At 71.4% G+C, this 24,524-nt stretch carries 24 protein-coding genes and 1 pseudogene; 10 read left to right on the plus strand and 15 right to left on the minus strand.

Translation table 11 applies throughout. The annotated features are described in order from the left end of the window. Window positions 1–157: 157 nt before the first annotated feature. Window positions 158–646, plus strand: coding sequence for a YajQ family cyclic di-GMP-binding protein (locus tag ABEA10_RS02960; protein WP_329250377.1), 489 nt, complete (start codon window positions 158–160; stop codon window positions 644–646). An 811-nt stretch (window positions 647–1,457) separates the two neighbouring features. On the opposite strand, the gene ABEA10_RS02965 is transcribed toward ABEA10_RS02960, so the two are convergent. Further along, entirely contained in the window at window positions 1,458–2,201 is a 744-nt protein-coding gene (locus ABEA10_RS02965) for an alpha/beta hydrolase family protein (RefSeq protein ID WP_345457007.1), read from the minus strand. Continuing rightward, on the minus strand, window positions 2,201–2,467 hold the full coding sequence (locus ABEA10_RS02970) for a helix-turn-helix domain-containing protein (protein WP_345457010.1): 267 nt from the start codon (window positions 2,465–2,467) through the stop codon (window positions 2,201–2,203). Before ABEA10_RS02970 ends, ABEA10_RS02965 begins: the two co-directional genes overlap by 1 nt. 38 nt (window positions 2,468–2,505) lie before the next feature. Here ABEA10_RS02970 and map point away from each other — a divergent pair, with 38 nt between their 5' ends. After that, on the plus strand, window positions 2,506–3,264 hold the full coding sequence (map, locus tag ABEA10_RS02975; RefSeq protein ID WP_345457013.1) for a type I methionyl aminopeptidase: 759 nt from the start codon (window positions 2,506–2,508) through the stop codon (window positions 3,262–3,264). Window positions 3,265–3,328: 64 nt separating this feature from the next. Here map and dacB read toward each other — a convergent pair whose 3' ends face one another. Beyond that, a complete protein-coding gene (gene dacB, locus ABEA10_RS02980) occupies window positions 3,329–4,867 on the minus strand; it encodes a D-alanyl-D-alanine carboxypeptidase/D-alanyl-D-alanine endopeptidase (protein WP_345457015.1) in 1,539 nt (512 codons plus the stop codon). Window positions 4,868–5,106: 239 nt separating this feature from the next. Here dacB and ABEA10_RS02985 point away from each other — a divergent pair, with 239 nt between their 5' ends. The 3 genes and pseudogenes from ABEA10_RS02985 to ABEA10_RS02995 all read left to right on the plus strand — a co-directional run. Further along, window positions 5,107–5,613, plus strand: a complete 507-nt coding sequence (locus ABEA10_RS02985; RefSeq protein WP_345457017.1) for a VOC family protein — start codon at window positions 5,107–5,109, stop codon at window positions 5,611–5,613. Between the two features lie 67 nt (window positions 5,614–5,680). Next, the gene (locus ABEA10_RS02990) at window positions 5,681–6,529 is read left to right on the plus strand and encodes a MerR family transcriptional regulator (protein ID WP_345457020.1); all 849 of its coding nucleotides are present in this window, start codon (window positions 5,681–5,683) and stop codon (window positions 6,527–6,529) included. 126 nt (window positions 6,530–6,655) lie between these two features. Beyond that, window positions 6,656–7,720 (plus strand): annotated as a pseudogene (locus tag ABEA10_RS02995) (MFS transporter); the annotation flags it as partial. 91 nt (window positions 7,721–7,811) lie between these two features. Here the strand turns inward: ABEA10_RS02995 and ABEA10_RS03000 are convergent. Then, window positions 7,812–8,990, minus strand: coding sequence for an epoxide hydrolase family protein (locus tag ABEA10_RS03000; RefSeq protein WP_345457023.1), 1,179 nt, complete (start codon window positions 8,988–8,990; stop codon window positions 7,812–7,814). Window positions 8,991–9,166: 176 nt separating this feature from the next. Between ABEA10_RS03000 and ABEA10_RS03005 the strand changes: the two genes are divergently transcribed. Next, complete coding sequence (locus ABEA10_RS03005; RefSeq protein WP_345457026.1) at window positions 9,167–9,829, plus strand: HAD family hydrolase; 663 nt, start codon at window positions 9,167–9,169, stop codon at window positions 9,827–9,829. A gap of 15 nt (window positions 9,830–9,844) precedes the next feature. Here the strand turns inward: ABEA10_RS03005 and htpX are convergent, their stop codons facing one another. Genes htpX through ABEA10_RS03040 form a run of 7 tightly spaced genes read right to left on the minus strand, consistent with a single transcriptional unit; the run spans window position 9,845 to window position 17,149 of the window. Next, on the minus strand, window positions 9,845–10,702 hold the full coding sequence (htpX, locus tag ABEA10_RS03010; protein WP_345457029.1) for a zinc metalloprotease HtpX: 858 nt from the start codon (window positions 10,700–10,702) through the stop codon (window positions 9,845–9,847). A gap of 60 nt (window positions 10,703–10,762) precedes the next feature. Beyond that, complete coding sequence (locus ABEA10_RS03015) at window positions 10,763–12,202, minus strand: NADH-quinone oxidoreductase subunit N (protein ID WP_345457032.1); 1,440 nt, start codon at window positions 12,200–12,202, stop codon at window positions 10,763–10,765. Beyond that, window positions 12,202–13,734 carry a complex I subunit 4 family protein gene (locus tag ABEA10_RS03020; protein WP_345457035.1) on the minus strand — a complete coding sequence of 511 codons (1,533 nt, stop codon included), beginning with the start codon at window positions 13,732–13,734 and terminating at the stop codon, window positions 12,202–12,204. The genes ABEA10_RS03015 and ABEA10_RS03020 overlap by 1 nt, the downstream gene beginning before the upstream one ends. Next, the gene (locus tag ABEA10_RS03025) at window positions 13,731–15,710 is read right to left on the minus strand and encodes an NADH-quinone oxidoreductase subunit 5 family protein (protein ID WP_345457038.1); all 1,980 of its coding nucleotides are present in this window, start codon (window positions 15,708–15,710) and stop codon (window positions 13,731–13,733) included. Before ABEA10_RS03025 ends, ABEA10_RS03020 begins: the two co-directional genes overlap by 4 nt. After that, window positions 15,707–16,036: an NADH-quinone oxidoreductase subunit NuoK gene (nuoK, locus tag ABEA10_RS03030; protein WP_285582414.1), complete on the minus strand. Its 330-nt coding sequence runs from the start codon at window positions 16,034–16,036 to the stop codon at window positions 15,707–15,709. Before nuoK ends, ABEA10_RS03025 begins: the two co-directional genes overlap by 4 nt. Window position 16,037: 1 nt before the next feature. Further along, a complete protein-coding gene (locus tag ABEA10_RS03035) occupies window positions 16,038–16,679 on the minus strand; it encodes an NADH-quinone oxidoreductase subunit J family protein (RefSeq protein ID WP_345457044.1) in 642 nt (213 codons plus the stop codon). After that, a complete protein-coding gene (locus ABEA10_RS03040; RefSeq protein ID WP_345457047.1) occupies window positions 16,676–17,149 on the minus strand; it encodes a 4Fe-4S binding protein in 474 nt (157 codons plus the stop codon). Before ABEA10_RS03040 ends, ABEA10_RS03035 begins: the two co-directional genes overlap by 4 nt. 331 nt (window positions 17,150–17,480) lie before the next feature. Between ABEA10_RS03040 and ABEA10_RS03045 the strand changes: the two genes are divergently transcribed. Beyond that, window positions 17,481–18,083, plus strand: a complete 603-nt coding sequence (locus ABEA10_RS03045; protein WP_345457050.1) for a ComEA family DNA-binding protein — start codon at window positions 17,481–17,483, stop codon at window positions 18,081–18,083. 129 nt (window positions 18,084–18,212) lie between these two features. On the opposite strand, the gene ABEA10_RS03050 is transcribed toward ABEA10_RS03045, so the two are convergent. Then, window positions 18,213–19,247: an RNA-guided endonuclease InsQ/TnpB family protein gene (locus tag ABEA10_RS03050; protein WP_345458057.1), complete on the minus strand. Its 1,035-nt coding sequence runs from the start codon at window positions 19,245–19,247 to the stop codon at window positions 18,213–18,215. On the opposite strand from ABEA10_RS03050, the gene ABEA10_RS03055 reads away from it, so the two are divergent. Genes ABEA10_RS03055 through ABEA10_RS03065 form a run of 3 tightly spaced genes read left to right on the plus strand, consistent with a single transcriptional unit; the run spans window position 19,248 to window position 21,441 of the window. Next, window positions 19,248–19,550, plus strand: coding sequence for a hypothetical protein (locus ABEA10_RS03055; RefSeq protein ID WP_345457053.1), 303 nt, complete (start codon window positions 19,248–19,250; stop codon window positions 19,548–19,550). Beyond that, entirely contained in the window at window positions 19,547–20,794 is a 1,248-nt protein-coding gene (locus ABEA10_RS03060) for a sensor histidine kinase (RefSeq protein ID WP_345457055.1), read from the plus strand. The genes ABEA10_RS03055 and ABEA10_RS03060 overlap by 4 nt, the downstream gene beginning before the upstream one ends. Before the next feature lie 8 nt (window positions 20,795–20,802). After that, complete coding sequence (locus ABEA10_RS03065) at window positions 20,803–21,441, plus strand: LuxR C-terminal-related transcriptional regulator (protein ID WP_345457057.1); 639 nt, start codon at window positions 20,803–20,805, stop codon at window positions 21,439–21,441. Here ABEA10_RS03065 and nuoH read toward each other — a convergent pair. Genes nuoH through ABEA10_RS50980 form a run of 3 tightly spaced genes read right to left on the minus strand, consistent with a single transcriptional unit; the run spans window position 21,438 to window position 24,511 of the window. Further along, complete coding sequence (gene nuoH, locus ABEA10_RS03070; protein ID WP_345457059.1) at window positions 21,438–22,403, minus strand: NADH-quinone oxidoreductase subunit NuoH; 966 nt, start codon at window positions 22,401–22,403, stop codon at window positions 21,438–21,440. The genes ABEA10_RS03065 and nuoH overlap by 4 nt on opposite strands. Beyond that, window positions 22,396–23,202 (minus strand): NADH-quinone oxidoreductase subunit C, encoded by an 807-nt coding sequence (locus ABEA10_RS03075; RefSeq protein ID WP_345457062.1) that lies wholly within the window; start codon window positions 23,200–23,202, stop codon window positions 22,396–22,398. Before ABEA10_RS03075 ends, nuoH begins: the two co-directional genes overlap by 8 nt. Next, window positions 23,192–24,511, minus strand: coding sequence for an NADH-quinone oxidoreductase subunit B (locus ABEA10_RS50980; protein ID WP_425550856.1), 1,320 nt, complete (start codon window positions 24,509–24,511; stop codon window positions 23,192–23,194). The genes ABEA10_RS03075 and ABEA10_RS50980 overlap by 11 nt, the downstream gene beginning before the upstream one ends. Window positions 24,512–24,524 lie beyond the last annotated feature (13 nt).

The following is a 24,524-nucleotide window of genomic DNA, read 5'->3' on the forward strand; positions in this document are numbered from 1 at the left end:
GTCACGTCGTCCGTAACGACGCTCTGAAGGATAGCGGACTCTGAACCCTAAGGTGACATCGGATTCCTGGCCGGTGTGGTGGCGGCGTCGGAGGGGCCTGTGGGGCGCGGTCTCACTACTCTGTCGGTGAGATCGTCATTCTCTGTGAGGACGCAAAGTGGCAGACAGCTCTTTCGACATCGTGTCCAAGATCGATCGGCAGGAGGTGGACAACGCTCTGAACCAGGCGGCCAAGGAGATCGCGACGCGGTTCGACTTCCGGAACGTGGATGCGGGGATCCGGTGGGCCGGGGAGACCATCGAGGTCCAGGCCAACAGTGAGGAGCGGGCGAACGCCGCGCTCGACGTGTTCAAGGACAAGCTTGTCAAGCGGAAGATTTCGCTCAAGTCCATCGACGCTGGGGAGCCCAAGGCGTCCGGGAAGCTCTACAAGCTCACGGTCGGCCTCAAGGAGGGGATCTCCCAGGAGGACGCCAAGAAGATCGGCAAGATCATCCGGGATGAGGGGCCCAAGGGGGTCCGGGCGCAGATTCAGGGGGACGAGCTTCGGGTCAGCTCCAAGAAGAAGGACGAGCTCCAGTCGGTGATCGCCCTGCTCAAGGAGAAGGACCTCGACGTCGCCCTGCAGTTCACGAACTACCGCTAACGCACTCGCCTGCCGGCACGGACGGCACCACACGGACGGCACCATCTGTACGGAGCGCACCCGAGAGCCGCAACGGGCTCCGGCGTCGGCCTCAAAGGCTGCGCGGTGCATCGGGTCGGGCTCGTTGAGCCATGAAGCTCGTTGAGCCATGAAGAAGGCATGCGACGGGCCTGCTCGTCGGTTCTGCCGTGAGTACGACTCGATGTGCCGCGTAAGCGGCTCCGTCATCAGCGATCACGCAACGCTTCGCCGGTCCGGACAGACGCCGTCCTCCATGGCGGGCAGGCAGGGAGGGGGCGTGACGCCCCCTCGCCCGGCCGGGGCTACCGGCGCCTGCAGCCTCTGGGCAGCCAGTGGCCCGCTATCCAGATCCGACGGAGCCTTCCGCGCACGCGCCTTCTCACGAAATGGCCCCGTACGTACCGGCGACATCTCGGACGTCGAAGGCTGTCGGCGGCGGTGGTCGCCGACTCACCACCGGTCACTCCCCGGGACACGGATGTCGCGCCGGCTGAGGTGGTCGCGCCGGCCTGACCTCCTACGAGTGTGGTGCCGGCCGCGAAGACCAGCCCTGCCGCGGTAAGCGTCATGCGCTTCCTGATACTCACGGGTTACCTCCTCATGAGATGGAGCCGAGGGCCGGCGAGGAGAATCCAAGAGCACGACCGGGACTCGCAGTGCCCTGGCGGCACATGGTCACCTACCGCGCAGTCTGCCCCACGCAAATCACCAGAAAACGCCCACACGAAGGCTTGACCTGGGCTTTTCGCCTCGGGGGTCCGCCCCTTACCGGCGCCCCCACGGCAACGCATCAGCGCGGCAGCGCCTCCAGTACGGCCGGCCAGGCGCGGGACAGCGGATCGATCAAGGCGAAGTGGCCGACCCCGGGGAGTTCCCGCAGCGGTACGCCCAGGCGCGCGGCGTAGGAGCGGCTCACCTCGATCGGGACGCGGTCGTCGGACGTGCCGTGCAACAGCTTCACCGGGGCCGTGGGCAGGGGCAGCCGGGCGGGGTCGGCGGCGGCGTACCGGTCCGGCACCTCGGTGGGCGAGCCGCCCAGCAGCAGGTCCGTCGCGCCGTCATCCAGGCGCAGGTCGGCGCACATCGCCAGGTCGAGGCAGCCCGCCAGTGACACCACCGCCCGCATTCGCGCCGACGGCCGGGTCGCGGCCCACACCGCCAGGTGGCCGCCCGCCGAATGGCCCAGCACCACCGGCGGCGTCGTCGCGTACGGCTCCAGCAGCGACGGTACGGCGTCCAGGGCCGTGGCGACGTCCTCGAACGTGCCCGGCCAGCCGCCCTCCCGGCCCGTACGGCGGTACTCCGGAATCGCGACCACGTACCCGGCCGCGGCCAGGGCGCCGGCCATCGGACCCGTGTGCGTACGGTCGTACGCGGACCGCCAGAAGCCCCCGTGCAAGACGACCACGAGCGGCGCCCCAGCTCCGGAAGACGGCAGGCGGACGTCGATGACGTGGTCCGGGAGCGGGCCGTATCGCAGTGTCAGGTCCGGAGGCGGCGCCGGCCGCGTCAGCACCTCCCGCGAGTCGGTCATCAGCCGGCCAGGCGGGAGCCCTCGGTGACCTCCAGCCGCCGGGCCAGCTCCGTCAGGTCGAGGCCGAGCGTGGCGGCGAGCGCCGAGACCGTGAAGAAGGCCGGCACGGCGATCGCGCCGCGTTCGATCTTGCGCAGGGTGTCGAGCGAGATGCCGGCATCGGCGGCGACGGAGGCCGCGCTGCGCGGGCCGCGGGCCGCGCGCAGGATCTGGCCCAGGGCACGGCCGCGGTCGCGTTGGTCTTCGGTCAGTGGGGTGCGCACCATGGACAAAGATTATAAGGCTGGTATTAAAATCTACCCTCATGGTGACTCTGAAGAACCAGACGGAGCTGGACCAGATGCGCGCGGCGGGGCACGTCGTGGGCACGACCCTGCGGCGCGTGGCCGAGGCGGCCGAGCCGGGCGTCAGCCTGGCCGAGCTCGAAGCCATCGGCGCCGCCTGCATCAAGGAGCACGGTGCCGAGCCCTCATTCCTCGGCTACCGCCCCCGGTGGGCCGACACCCCCTACCCGGCGACGCTCTGCCTGTCGGTCAACGACGTTATCGTGCACGGTATCCCCGACAAGCGGAGGTTGAAGGACGGCGACATCCTGTCGATCGACTGTGGCGCGATCGTCCGCGGCTACCACGGCGACGCCGCGGTGACCGTGCCCGTCGGCCAGGTGGACGATGCGGCCGAACGCCTGATGAAGGTCACCCGCGAGGCCCTGACGGCGGCGATCGCGGCGGCCGTGCCCGGCGGGCGGCTCGGCGACGTCTCGTACGCGGTGGAGAGCACCGCCCGGCCGTACGGCCTGCTCGAAGGCTGCGGCGGCCACGGCATCGGCACCGCCATGCACGAGGCCCCGGACGTCCCCAACACCGGCCGGCCCGGGCGCGGCATGAAGCTCCGCGAGGGCCTGGTCATCGCGATCGAGCCGATGCTCATCGAGAGCGGCGGCGACGAGGGCCGTACGCTCGCCGACGGCTGGTCGGTGGCCACCGCCGACGGCAGCCGCGCCGCCCACTTCGAGCACACCGTCGCGATCACCGCCGACGGTCCAGAGGTCCTCACGCGGTGAATACGACACGCTCACATCATGAGAAACCGCCCCGCACGAGACGGGGCGGTTCTCGGATACCGCGTCAGCAGGAGTGCGTCCAGGAGCACTCGAGGTTCTGCGCCGACGAGCGCGCGGTGGACCGTACGGCGGAGGTCGCCGCGGACGGGCCGCCGGCCAGCCGGACGGCGATCTTGTCCTGGAGGTCGGTCGGAGCGCCGCCCTTGTAGCCGTTGAAGATGATGGAGAAGATCAGCGGCTGGCCGTCCGGGTCCTTCACGTACCCCGACAGCGCGCTGACGCCGGTCAGCGTGCCGGTCTTGGCGTGGACGTTGCCGGCCGCCGGGGTGCCGACCATGCGCGAGCGGAGCGTGCCGCCCACGAGCTGGTCGGGCTGGCCGGCGATCGGGATCGCGTTGTAGAAGACCGGGAACCAGCTCTTGCGCTGCGCGGCCCGCAGCACGTTGCTGATCTGCGTGGCCGTCGTGTAGTTCGTGTGGCCGAGCCCCGAGCCGTCGGTCTGCTTGACCTGCGAGGTGTCCACGCCGAGCGTCTTGAGGTACTTCGCGACCACCGGCAGGCCGGCGGTCCAGCTCCCGTGCCCGGTGACCTTGCGGCCGATCTCCTTGACGAGAGTCTCGGCGATCATGTTGTTGCTCAGCTTCAGGTACGGCGTCGCGATCCGGGACAGGGGGATCGACCGCCGGGTCGTGACCACCCGGGCGCCCTTCGGCGTCGTGCCGTGCGTCGTGTCGCCCTCGACCGTCACGCCGTGGGCCTTCAGCGCCCGCCGGAAGACGTCCGCGGCGTACAGCGCGGGGTCCTGGACGGTGGCCAGGTCGTCGAACGTGGCGTCCGCGGGGATGGAGCCGCTGATGACGATCGTGTTGGTGCCGACCGTACGGTCCACCGAGACCGTCGAGGCCGAACCGGCGGCGCCCGTGGTCGCCTTGTTCTGGATCGTGACGACGCCCGTCTCGGGGCTGAGGGAGACCTTCGGCGGCTGCCCAGGGGTGGTCGGCGTGACGACCACGTCGACCGTGCCGACGTCGAAGACGTCGTCCGGGGAGACGGTCAGCGCGGAGATCTCGGCGGCGTAGTAGTAGGGGAAGTCGGTCGGGTCCCAGTCGGGCCCGAGCCGCGGGCCCTCGAACCAGCTGTCGTCGGCGACCAGGTCGCCCTTGACCGTCTTGACGCCGCCGGCCGCGACCTCCGCGGCGAGCCGGTCGTACGCGGCGGCGCCCAGCGTGGGGTCGCCGGTGCCCTTGAGATAGAGGGTGCCGCCGCGCGTGTAGACGCTCGTACGGAACCGGTAGCCGGTGCCGAGGATCCCGAACGCCGCGGCGGACGTCTCGATCTTGTTGTTGGAGGCGGGAACGACGCGCGTGTCGGCGTCGTGGGAGTACAGGACCGCGCCGGTACGGGCGTTCCGTACGGTCACGCCGGCGGTCGCGCCGCTCAGGCGGCTGTCGGACAGGATCTGGTCGATGTCGGTCTTCAGATCGCCGGGAGCGACCGCACGTGTCGAGGTTGAGCCGACGGCGGCCTGGGCCGGAACGGCGACGCCGGAGCCGGCGACCACCCCTCCTGCGAGCAACAGGGCCAATCCGGTTGATCGTCGCATGACGGACGATAGTAAGAGATCCTTACCGACCAGTGGCGGTGATGGCCGGAACCGGTACCGGCAGGCGCCCAAGTCATGCGATTCGCACGAGGCCGTACGCGGCGCTCTTCGCGCCGCGGCCTCACGACCCGGCCTTGACCCTGACGCGACCGGAGGCTCCACGATCGGCCCATGAGCGAGCGGAGCGAGCGAATCGATGAACACGCGCGCCCGGTCTCTCTCCCGACGAAGGAGGTCCCGTGAGCGAATACACCAGTCCCGTTCCCGTGCCGGCATTCGACGCGACCGCGCCCGAGGTCTATCGGGAGATCTACGGCATGCCGATGTTCGTCAACGTTCCCACCCACGACTTCGCGGCCTCGAAGGACTTCTGGATCCGCGGGCTCGGGTTCATCGACCTGTTCTCCATTCCGGATCGCGTGACCCACCTGCGGCGCTGGGCCTTCCAGGACGTCCTCCTCGTGCCCGGGGAACGGGTCGGCGAGGCCGCGGCGATGAGCATCAGCTTCGCCTGCGTTCTCCGCCAGATCGACGAGGTCGCCGCCCGCTGCGAGGAACTCGCGCCGGGATGCACCAGCGGGCCGCGGGAGATGCCGTGGAACTCCATCGAGTTGACGGTCACCACACCGGAGAACGCGCGGGTCGTCATGACCGCCGCTCAGCCGCTCGATCCACGGAGCGCGCGGGCGGAGGCTCTGCGGGCGGTGGGCCTGAAGATCCCCGAACCTGAGACTCCGAAAGCCTGACGTGCCCACCTCCGGTGATCTCCGCCTCTGGAGATCCGCCGTCGGCGAGGTGGGCGACACTGGGTGGATGCCCAGTGACGCCCGCGGACACGAGCCGATCTTCACCGGAGAGAACGCCGAACCGGGCGGTCCCGACGGTCTCACCGTCGGCCGGACGGCCGCGCTGGTCGGGGTCAGCGTGAAGACCTTGCACCACTGGGACACGGTCGGTCTCGTGCGTCCGAGCGGGCGTTCCTGGGCCGGGTACCGGTTGTACTCCGGCGACGACGTCGCCCGGATCCACCGGGTCCTGGTCTACCGGAAGCTCGGGTTCCCCCTCGCCGAGATCGGCCGGGTCCTCGACGACCCGGACGCCGACGCGCGCGACCACCTGAGCCGGCAGCGGTCACTGCTCGTGGAGCGCATCTCCGGCCTGCAGAAGATGGTCGACGCCGTCGATCACATGATGGAGGCGTTGAACACCGGCATACGGCTGTCTCCCGAGGAGCAGCGTGAGATCTTCGGCGACGACTGGCAGCCCGCATGGGTCGAGGACGCCGAGGACCGCTGGGGCGACACCGCGCAGTGGACGCAGTACGCCGAGCGCGTGGCCTGGATGACGGCGGACGACTGGCGGCACGTCGCGGCGGCGACCGAGGCCCTGCACGCCGACCTCGCCTCCGCCAGGCGCGCCGGCGTCGCGCCCGGCTCGGACGAGGCGAACGCCCTCGCGGAGCGGCACCGCGCGTCGATCGCGACGTACTTCGACTGCACGCACTCGATGCACGTGTGCCTGGGGCGGAAGTACGTCGCCGATCCCGGGTTCGCCGCGCACTACGACGCCCTCGCGCCGGGGCTGGCCGCCTGGCTGCGCGACGCGATCTTCGCCAATGCCGAGGCTCATGGCGTCGACCCAGCGTCGGCGAAGTGGGAATGACGGCCGTGTGAGGTCCGCGAGCCGTGGCTGCGCGCGATCTACGACCGCGTACGGAACCGCACGCGCGCTCACCCGGACCCGTTCTGGTGATCCTCCCGGCTCGGCCAGAACGGTGTTGGGCGTACCGTGAGTTCCGCCCCTGCCAGGGCGTTTCCCCCACTTCGAGGACGCGCTTTGATCCTGTCCGAAACCGCCCTTTCGCCTGCGCGGGTACGGGCCGCCACCCGCGCCACGTACGTCGCCTTCATCGGAACCGGTCTCGCGTTCGCCAGCTGGGCCGCGCGCATTCCCCAGGTCCGGGACCGGCTGCACCTGCAGCCGTCCGAGCTCGGGCTCGTGCTGCTCGCCCTCGCGGCGGGTTCGGTCCTGTCGCTGCCGCTGTCCGGGCCGGTGCTCGCCCGCCTCGGGTCGCGCCGGATGGTCGCCGCGATGGCCCTGCTCCTCTCGGTCGGGCTGGTGATCGTCTCCTTCGGCTACCTGGCCGGCGTGCTGCCGGTCGTCTGCGGGCTGTTCCTGATCGGCTTGGGCAACGGCGCGTGGGACGTCGCCATGAACGTCCAGGGCGCACGCGTCGAGCGTCTCCTGAACCGCTCGATCATGTCCCGGTTCCACGCCGGGTTCAGCCTGGGTACGGTCGCCGGGGCGGTCATCGGCGCCGGGATGGTCGCGCTGCACGTGCCCGTCACCGCCCACCTGCTGGGAGTGGCGGTCGCCGTGGCGGCGGTGGTGCCGCTCGCGGTCCAGCGGTTCGTGCCCGACCAGGACGACGACGCCGCCGAAGAGCCCGGCCGCTCCCGTAACGCCTGGGCCGAGCCCCGTACGCTGCTGATCGGGCTGTTCGTCCTCGCGTTCGCCTTCGCCGAGGGCACCGGGAACGACTGGATCAGCGTCGCCCTCATCGACGGCCACCACGCGGACGCCACCCTCGGCACGCTGGGGTTCGCGGCGTTCCTCGCCGCGATGACCCTCGGCCGGTGGGTCGGGCCCGGCCTGCTCGACCGGTACGGGCGGGTCGTGGTGATCCGGGCGCTCTCATCGCTGGCCGTCGCCGGGCTGCTGCTCTTCGTCTTCGGGCCGTCCACGCCGGTCGCCTTCGCCGGAGCGCTCCTCTGGGGTGCGGGCACCTCGCTGGGCTTTCCGGTCGGAATGAGCGCCGGGGCCGACGACCCGGCCCGGGCGCCCGCACGCGTCAGCGTGATCGCCTCGATCGGCTACTTCGCCTTTCTCGGCGGGCCGCCGTTGATCGGGTTCCTCGGTCAGCGGTTCTCCGTGCTGCGCGGGCTCACCGCGGTCGCCGCGGTGCTGGCGCTGGCCGCGCTGATCGCCGGCAACGTAGATAATCTAGCTTGGCGAAGAACCTCCCGATGTCGGCGGCGAGGTCGTCCGGGCGGTCCATGGCGATGAAGTGGTGGCCGCCGGGGTTGTCCTCCGGCCAGTGGACGATGGTGTTGCCGCGTTCGGCGAGCCGGCGGATCCCGGGAGGCCCGCTGTACACCCCGGTGGGTACCGGCTTCTGGCCCTCCGGCCACGCCGAGGAGGCGCTGTCGTAGTAGGGCCACGCGGAGGTTCCGAACGTCCCGGTGAGCCAGTAGAGGGTCAGGTTGGTCAGGAACAGGTCGCGGTCGATGGCCTCCTCGAGCGGCCCGGCGCCGGCGTTGAACTCATGGAACTTCTGCAGCATCCAGGCCAGGGCCCCGACCGGTGAGTCGTGCCACCCGTAGGCGAAGGTCTGCGGCGCGGCGCGCAGAAGCGCGTGATGGTCCACGCCGTTGACCCAGTCCTGCTCCATCATCCGCGCGTACGCGGCCCGCTCCTCGTCGTTCATCTCGGGTACGTCGGCCTCGGCCGGGAAGCCGAGCCCGCTGATGACGTAGACGCCGACCACGTGCTCCGGAGCGGCCCTGGCGACCTCCGGGGCGACGTACGCGCCCAGGTCGCCGCCCTCGGCGCCGTACCTGTCATAGCCGAGGCGGCGCATCAGCTCCACCCAGGTCCGCGCCACGCGCGACGGATCCCAGCCCGTCTCGCGCGGCGGAGCGGAGAACCCGAACCCCGGCACCGACGGCGCCACCACATGGAACGCCTGGTCACGGCCGTGGGCACGCGGGTCGGTGAGCGGGCCGATGAGCCGGGCGAACTCCACGATCGAGTTCGGCCAGCCGTGGGTGAGGAGCAGTGGAAGGGCGTCCGGCTCCGGTGAACGGACGTGGAGGAAGTGGATGTCCTGGCCGTCGATCTCGGTGGTGTACTGCGGGAACCGGTTCAGCTCGGCCTCGTGTCTCCGCCAGTCGTACCTGGTACGCCAGTGGTCGGCCAGCTCCGCGAGGACGTCGGCCGGAACGCCGCGGCTCCATCCGTCTCCGGGCGGCATCGACCGGGGCAGGCGGGTGCGCGCCAGCCGGTCGTTCAGGTCGTCCAGGTCGGCTTGGGGGATGTCGATGCGGAAGGGCGTGATGCTCATGTGGCCACGCTAGAAACCGATCAGGTCGGTTCCTGACCGCTTTCGAGACGCTCACAAGACAACACCGAGACGGTTCGGTGGGATGGTCCCACCCGCGAGGCGACCCAGTCGGACGTAGCCAGTTTCGCGAAGTGGCCCTGGCGCCGAGCGGGACCAGGCGGTCAAGATCTTGAGCCATGCGCGCGGTCGTCTTCGATATGGACGGGACGCTCTTGGACAGTGTCCCCACGGTGTCCCGGGCATACGCCGACGCGATCCAATCGCTCGGCGGCCCGCCGGTCACGCCGGATGAGGTGGTCGCCGGCTGGCATGTCGGCCACACGGAGCTGGTTCTGGCACACTTTCTCGGCCGCGCGTGCGGCCCCGCCGAGGTCGAACGCTTTCACGCGCACCTGGACCCGGCCGTCGCCGAGCTGCGCCCGTTCCCCGGCATCCCGGCCCTGCTCGACGACCTCACCGACGCGGGCCTGCGGCTCGGCGTATTCACGGCGGCCACACGGCGAGTGGCCACGAGCATGCTCGCCGCCGCCGGAATCGACATGCGGTTCGAGGTGGTCGTCGCCGGCGATGAGGTGGAGCGGCCCAAGCCGGCGCCGGACGGGCTGTTGATGGCGGAGCGGCGGCTCGGAGTTCCGGCCGAGGCGACCGCATACGTGGGCGACGCCGAAGTCGACCTCGGCTGCGCCGACGCGGCGGGGGCACAGGGTGTGCACGCCGGATGGGGCGCACGCGCCGGGGTCCGTGTCGGGGCTCACCCGGTCGCCGTACGTCCGCACGACCTGGTCGAGCTGCTGGCGCGGCCTGGCGATCACACCGGCCCTGTCATCCCCACTCGTTGATCGCCGCGATCGGAACTAGCGGCGGTAGCCGGCCATCTGTTCCAGGCGGGCGATGCGCTCGGCCGTCGGCGGGTGGGTGGAGAACAGGCGGACGATGCCCTCGCCGCGGAACGGGTTGGCGATCATCAGGTGGCTGACCGAGGCCAGGCGGCCGTCCTCGGGCAGCGGGAGTCGGCGCGTGCCGTGCTCGATCTTTCGCAGGGCCGAGGCGAGGGCCAGCGGGTCGCCGCAGAGCCGGGCGCCGGAGGAGTCGGCCTGGTACTCGCGGGTGCGGCTGATGGCCAGCTGCACGATGGTCGCGGCGATCGGGCCGAGGAACATCAGCAGCAGCGCGCCGAGGATGCCGCCGCCGTCGTCGTCATCGGAGCCGCCGAGCGGCAGGAACCAGGCGAGGTTGGCGATCCAGGTGACGACCGCGGCGAGTGCGCCGGCGACCGAGGAGATCAGGATGTCGCGGTTGTAGACGTGCGACAGCTCGTGGGCGAGCACGGCCCGCAGCTCACGCTCGTCGAGGATCTCCAGGATGCCCAGGGTGCAGCAGACCGCCGCGTTGCGCGGATTGCGGCCCGTCGCGAAGGCGTTGGGCGCCACGGTCGGTGAGACGTAGAGCCGGGGCATCGGCGCGCGGGCGGCCGTGGACAGCTCGCGGACGATGCGGTACATCGCGGGCTGTTCGACCTCGCTGACCTGCCGGGCGCGCATGGCCGAGAGCGCGATGCGGGCGCTCGCGAAATAGGCGACACCATTGGTGAGCAGCGCGATCACGACCGCGATGGCAAGGCCGTTGCGTCCGCCGAGCGCGCCTCCGACGACCACGATCAGTGCCGACAGCGCGCCGAGCAGGACCGCCGTACGGACGCCGTTGAACCGCACCTTGAAAACCTCCCCAGGCTCCCGTTTGTAAAACGGTCTGACCAGGAGAAATGTTCCCCGTTACGGGACGGCCAGCGCCGCCGCGTGGAGCACCAGCTCAGGGGCCGCGGACACGACGAGCGCGCCGGCCAGGGAGACCGCGATGGCGATGCCGCCCGTGCGGCCGACGCGCACCGTCTCGGGCCGCTCGGCGGGGGCGAAGAGACGCGCCGCCCAGCCCAGGTAGTAGTACAGCCCGAGCACGGTGTTCACGGCCATGATCACCGCGAGCCAGGTCGCGGCGCCGCCGATCGCCGCCCGGAAGACGACCACCTTGGCGAACAGGCCCATCACGCCCGGCGGCAGGCCGGCCAGGCAGACGAGGAAGAACGCCAGGGCGATCGCGACGCCCGGGTTGGCGCGGGCCAGGCCGCGGTAGTCGCCGAGGTCACGCCGGCCGCGCCGGGCGACGACGGTGACCACCGCGAAGGCGCCGATGTTCATGATCGCGTACATGGCGACGTACGCGGCCGTCGCCGTCATCGACTCGTGCGGCCGGACGCGGGTGCCGCCGGCCAGCGGCGCCAGCATGAAGCCCGACTGGGCCACCGACGACCAGGCGAGCAGGCGCACGGCGTCGCGCTGGCGCAGGGCGAGCAGGTTGCCGAGCGTCATCGTGGCCGCCGACAGCACGCCGAGCAGCGGCCCCCAGGTGCCGCCGAGCGGCCAGAACCCGGCGGTGAGGACCAGCGTCAGGCCGGCGAACCCGCCCGCCTTCGACACGACCGACAGGAACGCCGCGACCGGCAGCGGCGCGCCCTGGTAGACGTCCGGGGCCCAGAAGTGGAAGGGGACCGCCGCGACCTTGAAGCCGAACCCGGCGATCACCGCGACGACGCCGACCGCCGCGACCGGCTTGAGGTCCGCCGGCACGTGGGCCAGCCCGGCGGCGACCCGGTCGAGGTGCATCGCGCCGGTCACGCCGTACACCAGGCTGATGCCGAACAGCGTCACCGCCGACGACACGACCGACACGAGGAAGAGCTTGAGCGCCGCCTCGCTCGCCACCCCGTCGTAGCGGCGCAGGGCCACCAGCGCGAACACCGGCAGCGACAGCGTCTCCAGCGCGACGACGAGCGTGATCAGGTCACGGCCCGAGGCCAGCAGCAGCGCTCCGGTGACGGCCGCGAGCAGCAGGAAGTGGTACTCCCCGGCCGGGAGCGCCGAGCGGCCGATCTCGCCGTGCGACAGCAGGACGACCACGAGCGCCGTCAGCAGCACGATCACCTGGAAGAGCGTGGCGAAGTCGTCGGCGACGTAGGAGCAGGACCGGCCGGTGCAGAACGTCGTACGGCCGTGGCCGGGCACGAGCGCGACGGCCGCGGCGGCGAGGGCGAGGACCGTCAGCAGGCCGGTGACGCGCCGGGGCGTGCCGAACGCGTCGGCCATGAGCACCACGACGGAGCCGACCGCGACGATCAGCGTCGGCAGGATCGCGAGGTAGTCGATGGACTGGATCATCATTGGCCGCCCAGGAGCACGCGTACGGCGCCGTCGGTGAGGTCGAGGAGCGTCTTGGGCCACAGGCCGATGAACACTGTGGCCGTGATGAGCGGGGTCCAGGCGAGCAGCTCGTGCGCGCGGACGTCGGCGAACCGCGTGCGGACCCAGCGCTCGGCGACCGGCCCGTGGGTGATCCGCGCGAGCAGGCGCAGGAAGTACGCGGCGGTGAGGACCGCGCCGAGACCGCCCAGGGCCATGAACGTCACGTACGTCGCGCGCGGCAGCCCGGCGTGCGGCTGGTACGCGCCGAGCAGCGCGAGCATCTCGCCCCAGAACCCGGCCAGGCCCGGCAGCCCGAGGCTCGCCACCGCCGCGAACGTGAGGATCGAGGCGAGGTAGGGCGCCTTGGCGAGCATGCCGCCGCCGAGGGTGTCGAGGTCGCCGGTGCGGTACCGCTCCTTGACCGCGCCCGCGACGAAGAACAGCAGGCCGGTGATGAGCCCGTGCGCGATGTTGCCGAACAGCGCGGCGTTGACGCCGACCGGCGTGAGCGTCGCGATGCCGAGCAGCACGAAGCCCATGTGGCCGATCGAGGAGTAGGCGATCATGCGCTTGAGCTCGCGCTGGGCCAGGCACGCGAGCGCGCCGTAGATGATCCCGATGACCGCGAGGAGGCCGAGCCACGGGGCCAGCACCCGCGCGCCCTCGGGGACCTCCGGCACCGCGATGCGGACGAAGCCGTACGTGCCCATCTTCAGCAGGACGCCGGCGAGCAGGACCGAGCCGACGGTCGGCGCCTCGGTGTGCGCGTCCGGCAGCCAGGTGTGCAGCGGCCACATCGGCGTCTTGACCGCGAACCCGATGGCGACCAGGCCGAACGCGGCGAGCTGCACGTTGTGCGACAGGCCCGCGCCGTGGCGCGCGGCGAGCGTCGTCATGTCGAGCGTGTGGGCGTTCACCGCGATCAGCAGGATGCCGACGAGCAGGAAGCCGGAGCCGAGCAGGGTGTAGAGGATGAACTTGTTCGCCGCCGCCCGCGCCCGCTCGCGCGCCCCGGGCGATCCGCCCCAGTGCGCGATGACGAAGTACATCGGGATCAGGACGACCTCGAAGAAGACGAAGAACAGCACGAGGTCGAGGGAGACGAACGTGCCGAGCATGCCGACCTCGAGCAGCAGGATCAGCCCGATCAGCGCACGCGCCGGGCCGGTGCCCTCGTCGGCCGCGGGCAGCACCCGCGCGGTGTAGACCATGCACAGGAAGGTCAGCGCCGCGGTGAGCACGACGAGCGGCAGCGAGATGCCGTCGACGCCGAGGTGGAAGCGCAGGCCGATGGAGGCCGCCCACGTGTGGTCGAAGCCGAGCTGCGGGCCGCGCCGTCCGTAGTCGAACACCGCCGCCGCGACGACGGCCAGCACCAGCGTCACCGCCGAGAAGAACAGGCCGTGCAGCCGGGCCAGCCGGGTGAGCCGGGGCTGGCTCCCGCCGGGCGCGAACAGCGTCAGGAGGGCGCCTGCGAACGGCACGACCAGCATCGCCGTGAGGATCATGTGAGCACCACCACCGCGAGAACGATGAGCACCACGCCCGCCATGACCCCCGAAACGTACGCCTGCGGGTTGCCGTTCTCGGTCCGGCGCAGCAGGCCGCCGAGCCGCCGCGCGCCCCGGCCCGTGCCCACGACGGCGGCGTCCACCGCCCGCTCGTCGGTGTGCACGACCATCTCCGCGAGTGCCAGGACCGGCCGTACGACCAGGACGCCGTAGACGGCGTCGAGGCGGAACCCGTCGCGCAGCAGCGGGCGGGCCGGGCCCAGCAGGCGCACCGGGTCGAGCGCCGGGTCGCGGTTCCAGACCAGGAAGACCGCGCCGGCGCCCGCGGCCACGAACAGCAGCGACACGAGCGACATGCCCAGCTCGGGCCGTAGCCTGTCGCTGCCGAGCCCGAAGAACCCGAGGATCAGCGCCGGGACGGCGAGCACCGCCACGGGCCAGCGCATCAGCCCGCTCGCCTCACGCGCGCCTCCGGGGGACCGGCGTTCGCCGAAGAACGCGACCAGCCAGGTGCGGGTGGCGTACGCGGCGGTGACGGCGACGGTGAGCAGCCCGGCGACCAGGACCAGCCAGCCGGTCCAGGACGGAACGGCCGGACCGGCATGGTCGCCCGCTCTCAGCGGGGCGTAGGCGAACCACCCGAAGTCGCTCTTTGGTCCGGGCTGCCGCGCCGCGTGCCAGGCCTGGGACAGGATGGTGTCCTTGCTGAAGAAGCCGCTGGCGGGCGGGACGCCGGCCAGCGCGGCGAAGCCGACCGTCATCGACCAGAACGTCACGGGCATGGCGTGCCGCAGGCCGCCCATGGCGCTCAGCATGTTCGAGCCGACCGCGACGATGATGCAGCCGGCACCCAGGAACAGCAGCGCCTTGAACGCTCCGTGCGCCAGCAGGTGGAACAGTGCGCCGTCGCGGGTGCCGACGGCCAGGCCGCCGCCCATGTACGCGAGCTGGCTGATCGTGGAGTAGGCCAGGACGCGTTTCAGGTCGTCCTGGGCGAGGGCGGCCAGCGCGGCGCCGAGCATCGAGATCGCGGCGATGACCCCGAGGACGGCCAGCGACGCCGGGGCGAACAGGAACGCCGGGTAGAGGCGGGCGACGACGTAGATCCCGGCGGCGACCATCGTGGCGGCGTGGATCAGCGCGCTGACCGGCGTGGGACCGGCCATGGCGTCCGGCAGCCAGGTGTGCAGCGGGAACTGGGCGCTCTTGCCCGCCAGGCCGCAGAGCAGCAGGAGTGTCCCCGCGACGAGCGCGGTGTGCGACATCGAGGGCACACGGCTCAGCACCGTACGGATCTCGAAGGAGTGCGCCGCCAGGCCGAGGACGAAGATGCCGAACAGGAAGCCGACGTCGCCGAGGCGGGTCACCAGGAAGGCCTTGACCGCCGCCCGGGAGGTCGCCCGGTCGTGCCAGTAGTGGCCGATCAGGAAGTAGGAGCAGATGCCCATGACCTCCCAGCCGACGTACAGCGCCAGCAGGTCGCCCGACAGCACGACGAGGAGCATCGCGGCGGTGAACAGGCTGATGAACGCGGCGTAGGAGGAGTAGCGCGGGTCGTCGCGCATGTAGGCGACCGAGTAGATCTGCACGGCCAGCGCGACGCAGCAGACCAGCAGGGCGACGACCGCCGCCGTGCCGTCGACGTCGAGGGAGACGCCGAACGGGATGCCGCCGGTCCGTACGGTGGCGAGCGTGCCCGTACGGGTCCGCGGGTGCTGCCACTGGACGGCGGCGACCACCGCGGTCAGGACCGTGGAGGCCGCGACCGGCAGCACCGCGACCAGGGCCGGGCCGTTGGCGGGCAGCCGCCGGGCGAGGATCCGCGCCCGTCCCGGCTCCGTACCCGGCGACACGCCGCGGCGGACGCGGCGGGCGAACGGGGTCAGCAGATGGGAGATGGTCGGCCCGAAGATCATGCCGATGAACGCGGCGGCGAACGGCAGCAGAACCGCGACGGCCGCCAGGACGATCACTGGCGTGCTCCTTCTTCTCTGTCCTCGTGGAGCGTGCGCAGGCGGTCGACGTCGACCGTCTGGCGGTTGCGGTAGATCAGCAGGACGAGCGCGAGGCCGAGACCGACCTCGGCGGCGGCCAGCACGATGACGAACAGCGTGAGCACCTGCCCGCCGTGCAGCCGGTCGGCCCAGCGCATGTCGAACACGACGAGGTTGAGGTTGACCGCGTTGAGCATGAGCTCGACGGACATGAGCACGAGGATCGCGTTGCGGCGGGCGAGCACGCCGTACACGCCCACCGAGAACAGCACCGCCGCGATGACCACCGGATAGACGAGGTGCATCTCAGGCCTCCTCGTCGATCCGGGCGAGCACGATCGTGTCCTCGTCGTCGGCTCCCCGCGGCTTCCTGCGTGCGAGCGGGCCGGGGGTGCGGGGGCGGGGGCGCTGGGGCGGCTCGGGCTCGGGTTCGGCCTGCTGGGGGCCGATGTCGGAGCGGGAGAGCACGATCGCACCGATGAGCGCGGCGAGTAGGAGCACCGACAGGGCCTCGAAGGGCAGCACCCAGGTGCGGAAGAGGGCGGCGCCGATGGCGCCGGAGCTGCCGCTGCCGACCCTCGCCTTGAGCGGGAAGTAGGCGTCGCGGAAGCCCCGTACGAGGGTGGTGACGAGGACGACGGCGGTCGCGCCGGCGGTGATGATCGCGACGACGCGGTTGCCGGAGTCGAGGTCCTCCGAACGGCCGATCGGCGCCCGGGTCAGCATGATGCCGAACAGCAGCAGCACCACGACCGCGCCGACGTAGATCAGTACCTGCACCCAGGCGACGAACTCCGCGGCGAGGACGACGTACGAGGCCGCCAGCGCGCCGAAGGAGACGACGAGCCAGAGCGCGGCGTGCACGAGCTGGCGGGTGCTCACGACCATGACGCCGGAGCCGATCGCGACCACGCCGAGCGCCAGGATGACGATGTCGGCGGCGGTCACCGGGCCCTGCCCCCGCCCGGGCCCGCGGGACTCCTGGGCCCCTTGGGCAGCTCGCGGGGTGGTTCGGCGCCCTTGTCGTGGGCGGGCGGCGGAGGCACCGTCCACATCCATTCGCGCAGCCGCTCGCGTTCGTGGGTCAGCTCGGTGATGTCGTACTCGGCGTACTCGAACTCCGGCGACCAGAACAGCGCGTCGAAGGGGCAGGCCTCGATGCAGATGCCGCAGTACATGCAGAGCGCGAAGTCGATGGCGAACCGGTCGAGGACGTTGCGTGCCCGCGGCCGGCCGCCTTCGGGCGCGGGCAGCGTCTCCTTGTGGGAGTCGATGTAGATGCACCAGTCGGGGCACTCCCGGGCGCACAGCATGCAGACGGTGCAGTTCTCCTCGAGGAGGGCGATGACGCCGCGGCTGCGTGGCGGCAGGTCAGGCTGAACCTCGGGGTACTGCCGCGTGACGGAACGACGCGTCATCGTACGCAGCGTGACCGCGAGGCCCTTTGCCAGACCGGATCCGGGAAGGCGTGCCACGAGTCACCATGATTGCTTATCCGTGCCCATTGGCAAACCGGAGCCCATCTCATGCGCTCCTTCGGCCCCACGGGAGTTTCCGGGGCGCGACGCGTCACACGCGGACCGTGGAAACCTCAGGTCCATTACGTCCGTCAGAATGGGTGTGAGTCACTTCCGGCCGGTCCCGCCGTACGATCGAAGTATGGCCTGGCCTTCTCCGTCGCCCCGGCCTCCGATGCGGCCGCCGGTGGGGCCCCGTGCCCCCCAGCCGACAGAGGGGCTGGGGTGGGCGTTGATTCCACTGGTCACGATCGGCTTCGGCTCTCCCGTGTCGTTCCTCTACGCCGCGGTCCGCCGCCGGTCGCCCACCCTGGGTGTCGCGGCGGCCGGGTACGGCGCCGGAGTGATCGGCACGATCCTGGGGTTCGGCTCCGGGAGTGCCGCCGGCGTCCTGCTGGGGCTGCTCCTGTTCGTCGTCACCTGGTGGGTCAGCGCGGCCCACGCGCTGTCCGCCCGCCCGCGGGTCTACCCGCGGCCCGACGTGCGCGGGCAGATGAACGAGCAGGTCGTCGCCATGGCGCGGCAGCGGCGTTCGCTGCGGGAGGCCGCACGCAAGATCGTCGCCGAGGACCCCGTCCTCGCGCGTGAGCTGCGCATCGGCCGGCCCGACCTGATGCTGCGGCAGTTCGACGACGGCGGCCTGATCGACGTCAACCACGTGCCGCCGGAGGTGCTGAGCCGGCTGCCCGGCCTGACGTACGAGATGGTCGACCGGATCATGCAGTCCCGCAGCCAGGGCGGCGGGTTCATCTCCGCCGAAGAGGTCGCCGTGCGATGCGACCTGCCGCCGTCCGTCGTATCCGACATCGCCGAGTACGCCCTGTTCATCCGCTGACCGCAGGGTGGGGCTGACCCCACCCCCGTTTCCCCGTACTGGCACGATCGACCTGGTGAGCGCCCACTCGCGAGCATTGGGGACTTGACGTCCTCCCTCGCCTGATGGCGGGGGATTCCAACCAGGTCCCTACCCAGAGGAGAGCGCAGGTTGAAGTTCGCGGTTCGTAGCCCCGCCCAATGGCTGGAGGGCTCCCCGCGCAGTCACGGCACGCCCTGCCGCGATGTTCTTGGCCGCGTTCACATCCGCATGATCGACATGCCCACAGGCGCGACAACGAAAGACCGCTTGGCTCTCGCGGTTCTTCGCAGCACAGTGCCCACAGGCATGACAGATCTGGGATGTGTACGCAGGAACGGTCTTCTTCACCCGGCCCGGCGCCTTCTGCTCCAGGCGGGTCACCAAGTGGCCCCAACCGGCCGCGTGGATGGCCCGGTTGAGCCCGGCTTTGGCCCGCACGTGCCTCCCCGGCGCAGCGAGGGTGCCACGCGCGGAACGGACCATATCCTTAATCTGCAGATCTTCAACGCGTATGAGATCGAAGCGGCGGGCCAGCCGGGTGGAGGTCTTCTCCACCCAATCCCTGCGCCGGTCGGTTTCACGGCCCTTCAACCGGCCGATCGCCGTCTTGATCCGCTTCCGTCGGTTCGACCCCGGCTTCGCCCGCGCCAGCCTGCGCCGCAGCCGCAACACACGCTTGGCTTCGGTCTCGCGCAGGCCAGGCGCCGACAACAGCTCTCCGGTCGACAGCGCGGCCGACACGATCACGCCACGGTCGACACCGACGACCTCACCCGTACCGGGACCCTCGATCGGTGGCGGAAGTACCGCGAACGCCACGTGCCAGCGCCCTGCCCGGTCCCGCTTCACTCGGAAGGATTTCGCCTCGCCGGGGATCTCGCGGGACCAGCGGAACCGCACCCAACCGACCTTGGGGACCCTGACTTCGCCCACCTTGCGGGACAGACGGCGCACGTCCCAGTGGTTGCCGAGCCGCCCGACGATCCGGAACCCCTCATGCACCCCTGCCTTACGCCATGTCGGCCGCCGATGCGTCCCGGCGAAGAAATTCGCCATGGCTTGGGCGAAGTCACGCAACGCCTGTTGCTGCACCGTCTGGGAGCCCGCCGCCAGCCACGCGAACTCCTTCCTGGCCTCAGTCAGTTGCCGCTAACCACCACCACCGACATCCTGATGAGGCGGCTGCGGGGCCTGCTCGCCCTGCCGCTCGACCTGCCGGCATTGGTGATCGTCGGATACGCGTGGTCGATCGTGGCGCTCAACGTCGCCTATCCGGCCCGCTGGCTGATCGGCATGGGCGGTTCGTACCACGACGCGTGGGGCGGGCCGACCTTCGCGGGCGTCTGGGCCTTCCACGCGGTGTTCGGCGGGCTGACCTTCCTGTACCTGACCCCCTGGATCCTGCGCGGCCTCAACCACGCGCGGGTCCGCCTGCTCGGCCCATGACTCCTACTCTTCGGCTGGTCCTGCGAGCGCCGGTCAGCCGCCGGGCGTGGGTCGAACTCGCGTACGTGCTGGTCAGCACGCCGCTGGCCGCTCTCGGCTTCGCGTACGTGGTGGTGATGCTGGTGCTCGGCGCTGGTCTGTCCGTCACCGCTGCGGGCTTTCCGCTGCTGGCGGCCGGGCTGGTGGGGGCGCGGCGGATCGGCGGCCTGCACCGGCGGCTGGCCGGACGGTTCCTCGGCGAGCGGATCGAGGCGCCCGCACGGCCGGTGGCCACGCCGGGGCCGCTCGGCCGGATGCAGACGCGGCTCAGCGACCCGGCCGGCTGGCGCACCGTGGCCTACCTGCTGCTGAAACTCCCCGTCATCGCCCTCCAGGTGTACGTCCTCGCGCTCACCTGGGTCTGGGGCGTGGTCGCGGCCACCCGTCCCCTGCAGAACGCCCTCGGTCTCAACCAGGAGGCTCCCGGCTCGCACACCCTGTTCGACAACGGCGCGCTCATGTGCGTCGGCGGGGTGGCGCTGCTGTTCCTGGCGCCGTGGGCCGTGCACGTGGCCACGGTGCCCGACCGGATGCTGGCGCGGTGGCTGCTCGGTCGGCGCGGCCTGGAGGAGCGCGTACGGGACCTGGAGGAGACGCGCGCCCGCGCCGTCGACGACGCCGCGGCCATGCTGCGCCGGATCGAACGCGACCTGCACGACGGCGCCCAGGTACGGCTGATCGCGCTGACCATGCAGCTCACGATGGTGCGCGACGCGGTCACCGACGACGCCGCACGCGCGCTCGTGGACACCGCGCGGGCCACCGCCAAGGAGGCCGTCGAGGAGCTGCGCGAACTCGTCCGCGGCATCCACCCGCCGGCGCTCGACCACGGCCTGGACACCGCCCTCACCACCCTGGCCGCGCGTTCCGGGGTGCCGGTCGAGACGGAGATCGCCCTGCCGGTGCGGCCCACCGCCGCGATCGAGTCGATCGCCTACTTCTGCGCCGCCGAACTGCTCGCCAATGCCGCCAAGCACAGCGGCGCGAGCCGGATCCGGCTCTCCCTCACCCAGGACGGCGACCGGCTGTGCCTGCGCGTCCACGACGACGGCCGCGGCGGGGCGGACCTCGGCGGCTCCCCGGGCGGCGGCTCCGGGCTGTCCGGTCTGCTCGACCGGGTCCGTACGGTGGACGGGCGGCTCGACGTCTCGAGCCCGCCCGGTGGTCCTACGGTGGTCACCGTCGAACTCCCCTCGCACGCCTGAAGGGCGCCATGCGCATTGTGATCGCCGACGACGCCGCCATCCTCCGGGACGGCCTGGCGCACCTGCTGACCGCACGCGGCCACGAGGTCGTCGCGTGCGTCGGCGACGCCGACGCGCTGCGCGCGGCGGTCGCCGAGCACGGCCCGGACGCCGCGGTCATCGACATCCGCATGCCGCCCACGCACACCGACGAGGGCCTGCGCGCCGCGATCGCGCTGCGCCGCGACCATCCGGACCTGGGCATCCTGCTGTTCTCCCAGTACATCGAGACCCGGTTCGCCGCCGACCTGATCGCCGAGTCGCCGGCCGGGGTCGGCTACCTGCTGAAGGAGCGGGTCGGCGACATCGACGACTTCGTGGACGCGCTGCACCGCGTGGCCTCCGGCGGCACCGCCCTGGACCCGGAGGTGGTCGGGCACCTGCTGAACGCCGGCCGCGGCGGCGTACGGTCACTGACCCCGCGCGAACGCGAGGTGCTGGGCTTGATGGCCGAGGGCCGCACCAACGCGGCGATCGCCAAGACCCTCGTCGTCTCCGACCGCGCGGTGGAGAAGCACATCGCCAACATCTTCCTCAAGCTCGACCTGCCGCCGTCCGGCGACGACCACCGCCGGGTCCTCGCCGTCCTGCACTATCTGAAGATCTAGGAGATCGCGACCTTGATGACGCCCGTGAGGGCGAGTTGCACCAGGGCGAGCGGCACCAGGCCGGCCCAGGCGAGCTTCTGCAGCTGGTCCTCGCGCATGCGCGGGTAGCTGACGCGCAGCCAGATGACGACGAACGCCAGGATCATCACCTTGATCAGCGTCCACAGCCAGCCGAGCTCGGTGTTCATCACCGGGCCCTTCCAGCCGCCGAGGAACAGCACGGTCGTCAGCGCCGACAGCACCACGATCCCGGCGTACTCGGCCAGCAGGAAGAACGCGAAACGCAGGCCGGTGTACTCGGTGTACGGGCCGAAGATGATCTCGCTGTCGGCCACCGGCATGTCGAACGGCGGGCGGCGCAGCTCGGCGAGGCCGGCGACGAAGAACACCACCGCGCCGATCGCCTGCCAGGGCAGCCACCACCACTCCCAGTGGTCGACGATCCGCGAGAGGTTCAGCGTGCCCGCGGCCATCGCCACCGACGAGGCGGCCAGCACCATCGGCAGCTCGTACGACAGCAGCTGGGCGGCCACCCGCATGCCGCCGAGGAGGCTGTACTTGTTCGCGCTCGACCAGCCCGCCATCAGCGCGCCGAGCACCGCCACGCCGATCATGGCCAGGGCGAAGAACAGGCCCGGGTCGAGGGAAACGCCCACCTGACCGTGCGGCCCGACCGGGATCACGATGAGCACGACCAGGTACGGGATGAGCGCCACGGCCGGGGCGAGGCTGAAGATCCGGCGGTCGGCCGCGGCCGGGACGACGTCCTCCTTCTGGGCGAACTTCACGCCGTCCGCGACCAGCTGGGCCCACCCGTGGAAGCCCCCGGCGTACATCGGGCCGAGGCGGCCCTGCATGTGGGCCATCGCCTTGTGCTCGACCTGCCCGACGACCAGCGGCAGCACGAGGAACGCCACCACGACCAGCACGAGCTTGATCGCGATGATCGCCAGGTCAGACATCGTCGCCGCCCTCGATGCCGCGCTCGCGCCGCCGACGCGGCGGACGCTCCTCAGCCGCGCGCTCGGTGGATGGGCTCTCGGTGGACGGAGCCTCAGCAGTCGGGGTCTCGGTGCTCGGGGCCTCGGCGGCCGCGCTCTCGGTGGCCGGGGCCTCGGTGGCCGCGCTCTCGGTAGTCGAGGGCTCCTTGGCCGGGCGCTCTCTGGGCGGACGTTCTCTGGGCGTGCGTTTCGTGGGCGCGCGCTCCGGGGTGGCGTTCGGGCCCCAGTCGGCCGGGACGCCCGGGGGCATCATGCGGCGGCGGCTCGGCGCGCCGTGCCCGGACTCGCCCGGCTCCTTGGCGCCCGGCCACGGCTTGGCGACCCGGGCGGCCAGCACGAACTCCTTGCGCAGCGGATGGCCCTCGAAGCCGTCGGGCAGCAGCAGCGGCGTCAGGCCCGGATGCCCGTCGAAGAGCACGCCGAACATCTCGTGGGTCTCCCGCTCGTGCCAGTTCGCGCCGCGGTAGACCTCGGTCGCGGTGGCCAGGCGGGGGTCCTCACGCGGCACCCGGGTGCGTACGAGCAGGTGGTGGCCCTCCTCGAGGGAGTACACGTGCGCCACGATCGCGAACCCGTCCTCCAGCTCGTCCACGGCGGTCAGCCAGTCGAAGTACGCGCAGCCCAGGTCGTCGCGGGCGAAGGTCAGCGACTCGGCCCACAGCACCGGCGGAACGTCCACGGTGAGCAGCCCGAAGGCCTCCTCGCTGTGCACCTCGTCGCCGAACCGCCGCGACCACGCCACGGACAGCTCAATCGTCATCGCTCAGTCCCGGGATGATGTCGGGGTCGTCGACGGCGTCGACCGGCGGGGGTTCGGCGAACTTCCGCAGCCTTCTGCCCCGCCAGCGGGCACGCTGTCTGACCTCGGCGGCCTTGCGCACCTCTTCGGCGGGCGGCAGGTCCCGGCGCGTCTCCTCGGCCGACGCCGGTGCCGACGCGGCCCCGCCCTCGGGTTCGACCGCGGGCAGGGGGTCCTGGCGCGTCGATTCCTGTCCGGGCAGGAACTCCTGGGTCTCCTCGAAGGCCGCCGCCTCGCGGCGTACCTCTTCGGCGGGAGGCAGCCGATCGGTGCCGCCGCTCTCCGGCTCGGGCGCGGCTTCGGCCGTGGGCCCGGGTTCCTCGACGGACGGGAGCCGCTCGGTCGTCTCCGACGGAGCCTCCTCCACCGGAGGCAGCTGCTGGGTCTTCGCCGATGCGGTCTCGTCCGGAGCCTCCTCGACGGGGGGCAACTGCTGCGTCTCGGCGGAGGCGGTCTCCTCCGGAACCTCCTCAACGGGGGACAGCCGCTGGGTCTCGGCGGACGCCGTCTCGTCCGGGGGCTCCTCGGCCGGGAGCTCCTTGGCGGGGGGCTTGTTCACCTGCGACTCCCCTCCGGGCGACGTCAGGTCCTGTGTCTGTAGAGCGTCCCACTCCGCCACGGGCAGGTCGAGGCTCTGCGTCGGCTCCTCGGCCGCCTCGATCTCCTCCGGCTCGGGCATCGGCGGCAGCACGAGCGGGCGGCGCAGGACCGCGGGCGTGGGCGGCTTGCGCGCGACCTCCGGCGGCGGGGCGACGGGCTCGCCCGGCCCGCCGTAGCGGCTGCCCAGCGACTCGGCGGCGATCTTCTCCTGGAGCCGGATGATGCCGTGCAGCAGCGCCTCGGGCCGCGGCGGGCAGCCCGGGACGTACACGTCGACCGGGATGATCTGGTCGACGCCCTTGGTCACGCAGTAGGAGTCCCAGTACGGGCCGCCGCAGTTGGAGCAGGCGCCGAAGGAGATGACGTACTTGGGCTCGGGCATCTGCTCGTACAGGCGCTTGACGGCCGGCGCCATCTTGTCGCTCACCGTGCCCGAGACGACCATGAGGTCGGCCTGCCGCGGCCCCGGTGCGAAGGGGATGACGCCGAGCCGGATGAAGTCGTGCCGCGACATCGAGGTCGCGATGAACTCGATCGCGCAGCAGGCCAGGCCGAAGTTGAAGACCCACAGGGAGTATCGCCGCCCCCAGTTCAGCACGAACTTGATCGGCTTCGGGGCGAGCTTGCTCGCGGCCCCGATGCGGGGCTCCGGCAGATCGACGACACCCATATCGGTCATTCTT

Origin of the sequence: Actinoallomurus oryzae (genome assembly GCF_039541955.1) — a bacterium.
In the GTDB taxonomy this organism is placed as follows: Bacteria; Actinomycetota; Actinomycetes; order Streptosporangiales; family Streptosporangiaceae; genus Actinoallomurus; species Actinoallomurus oryzae.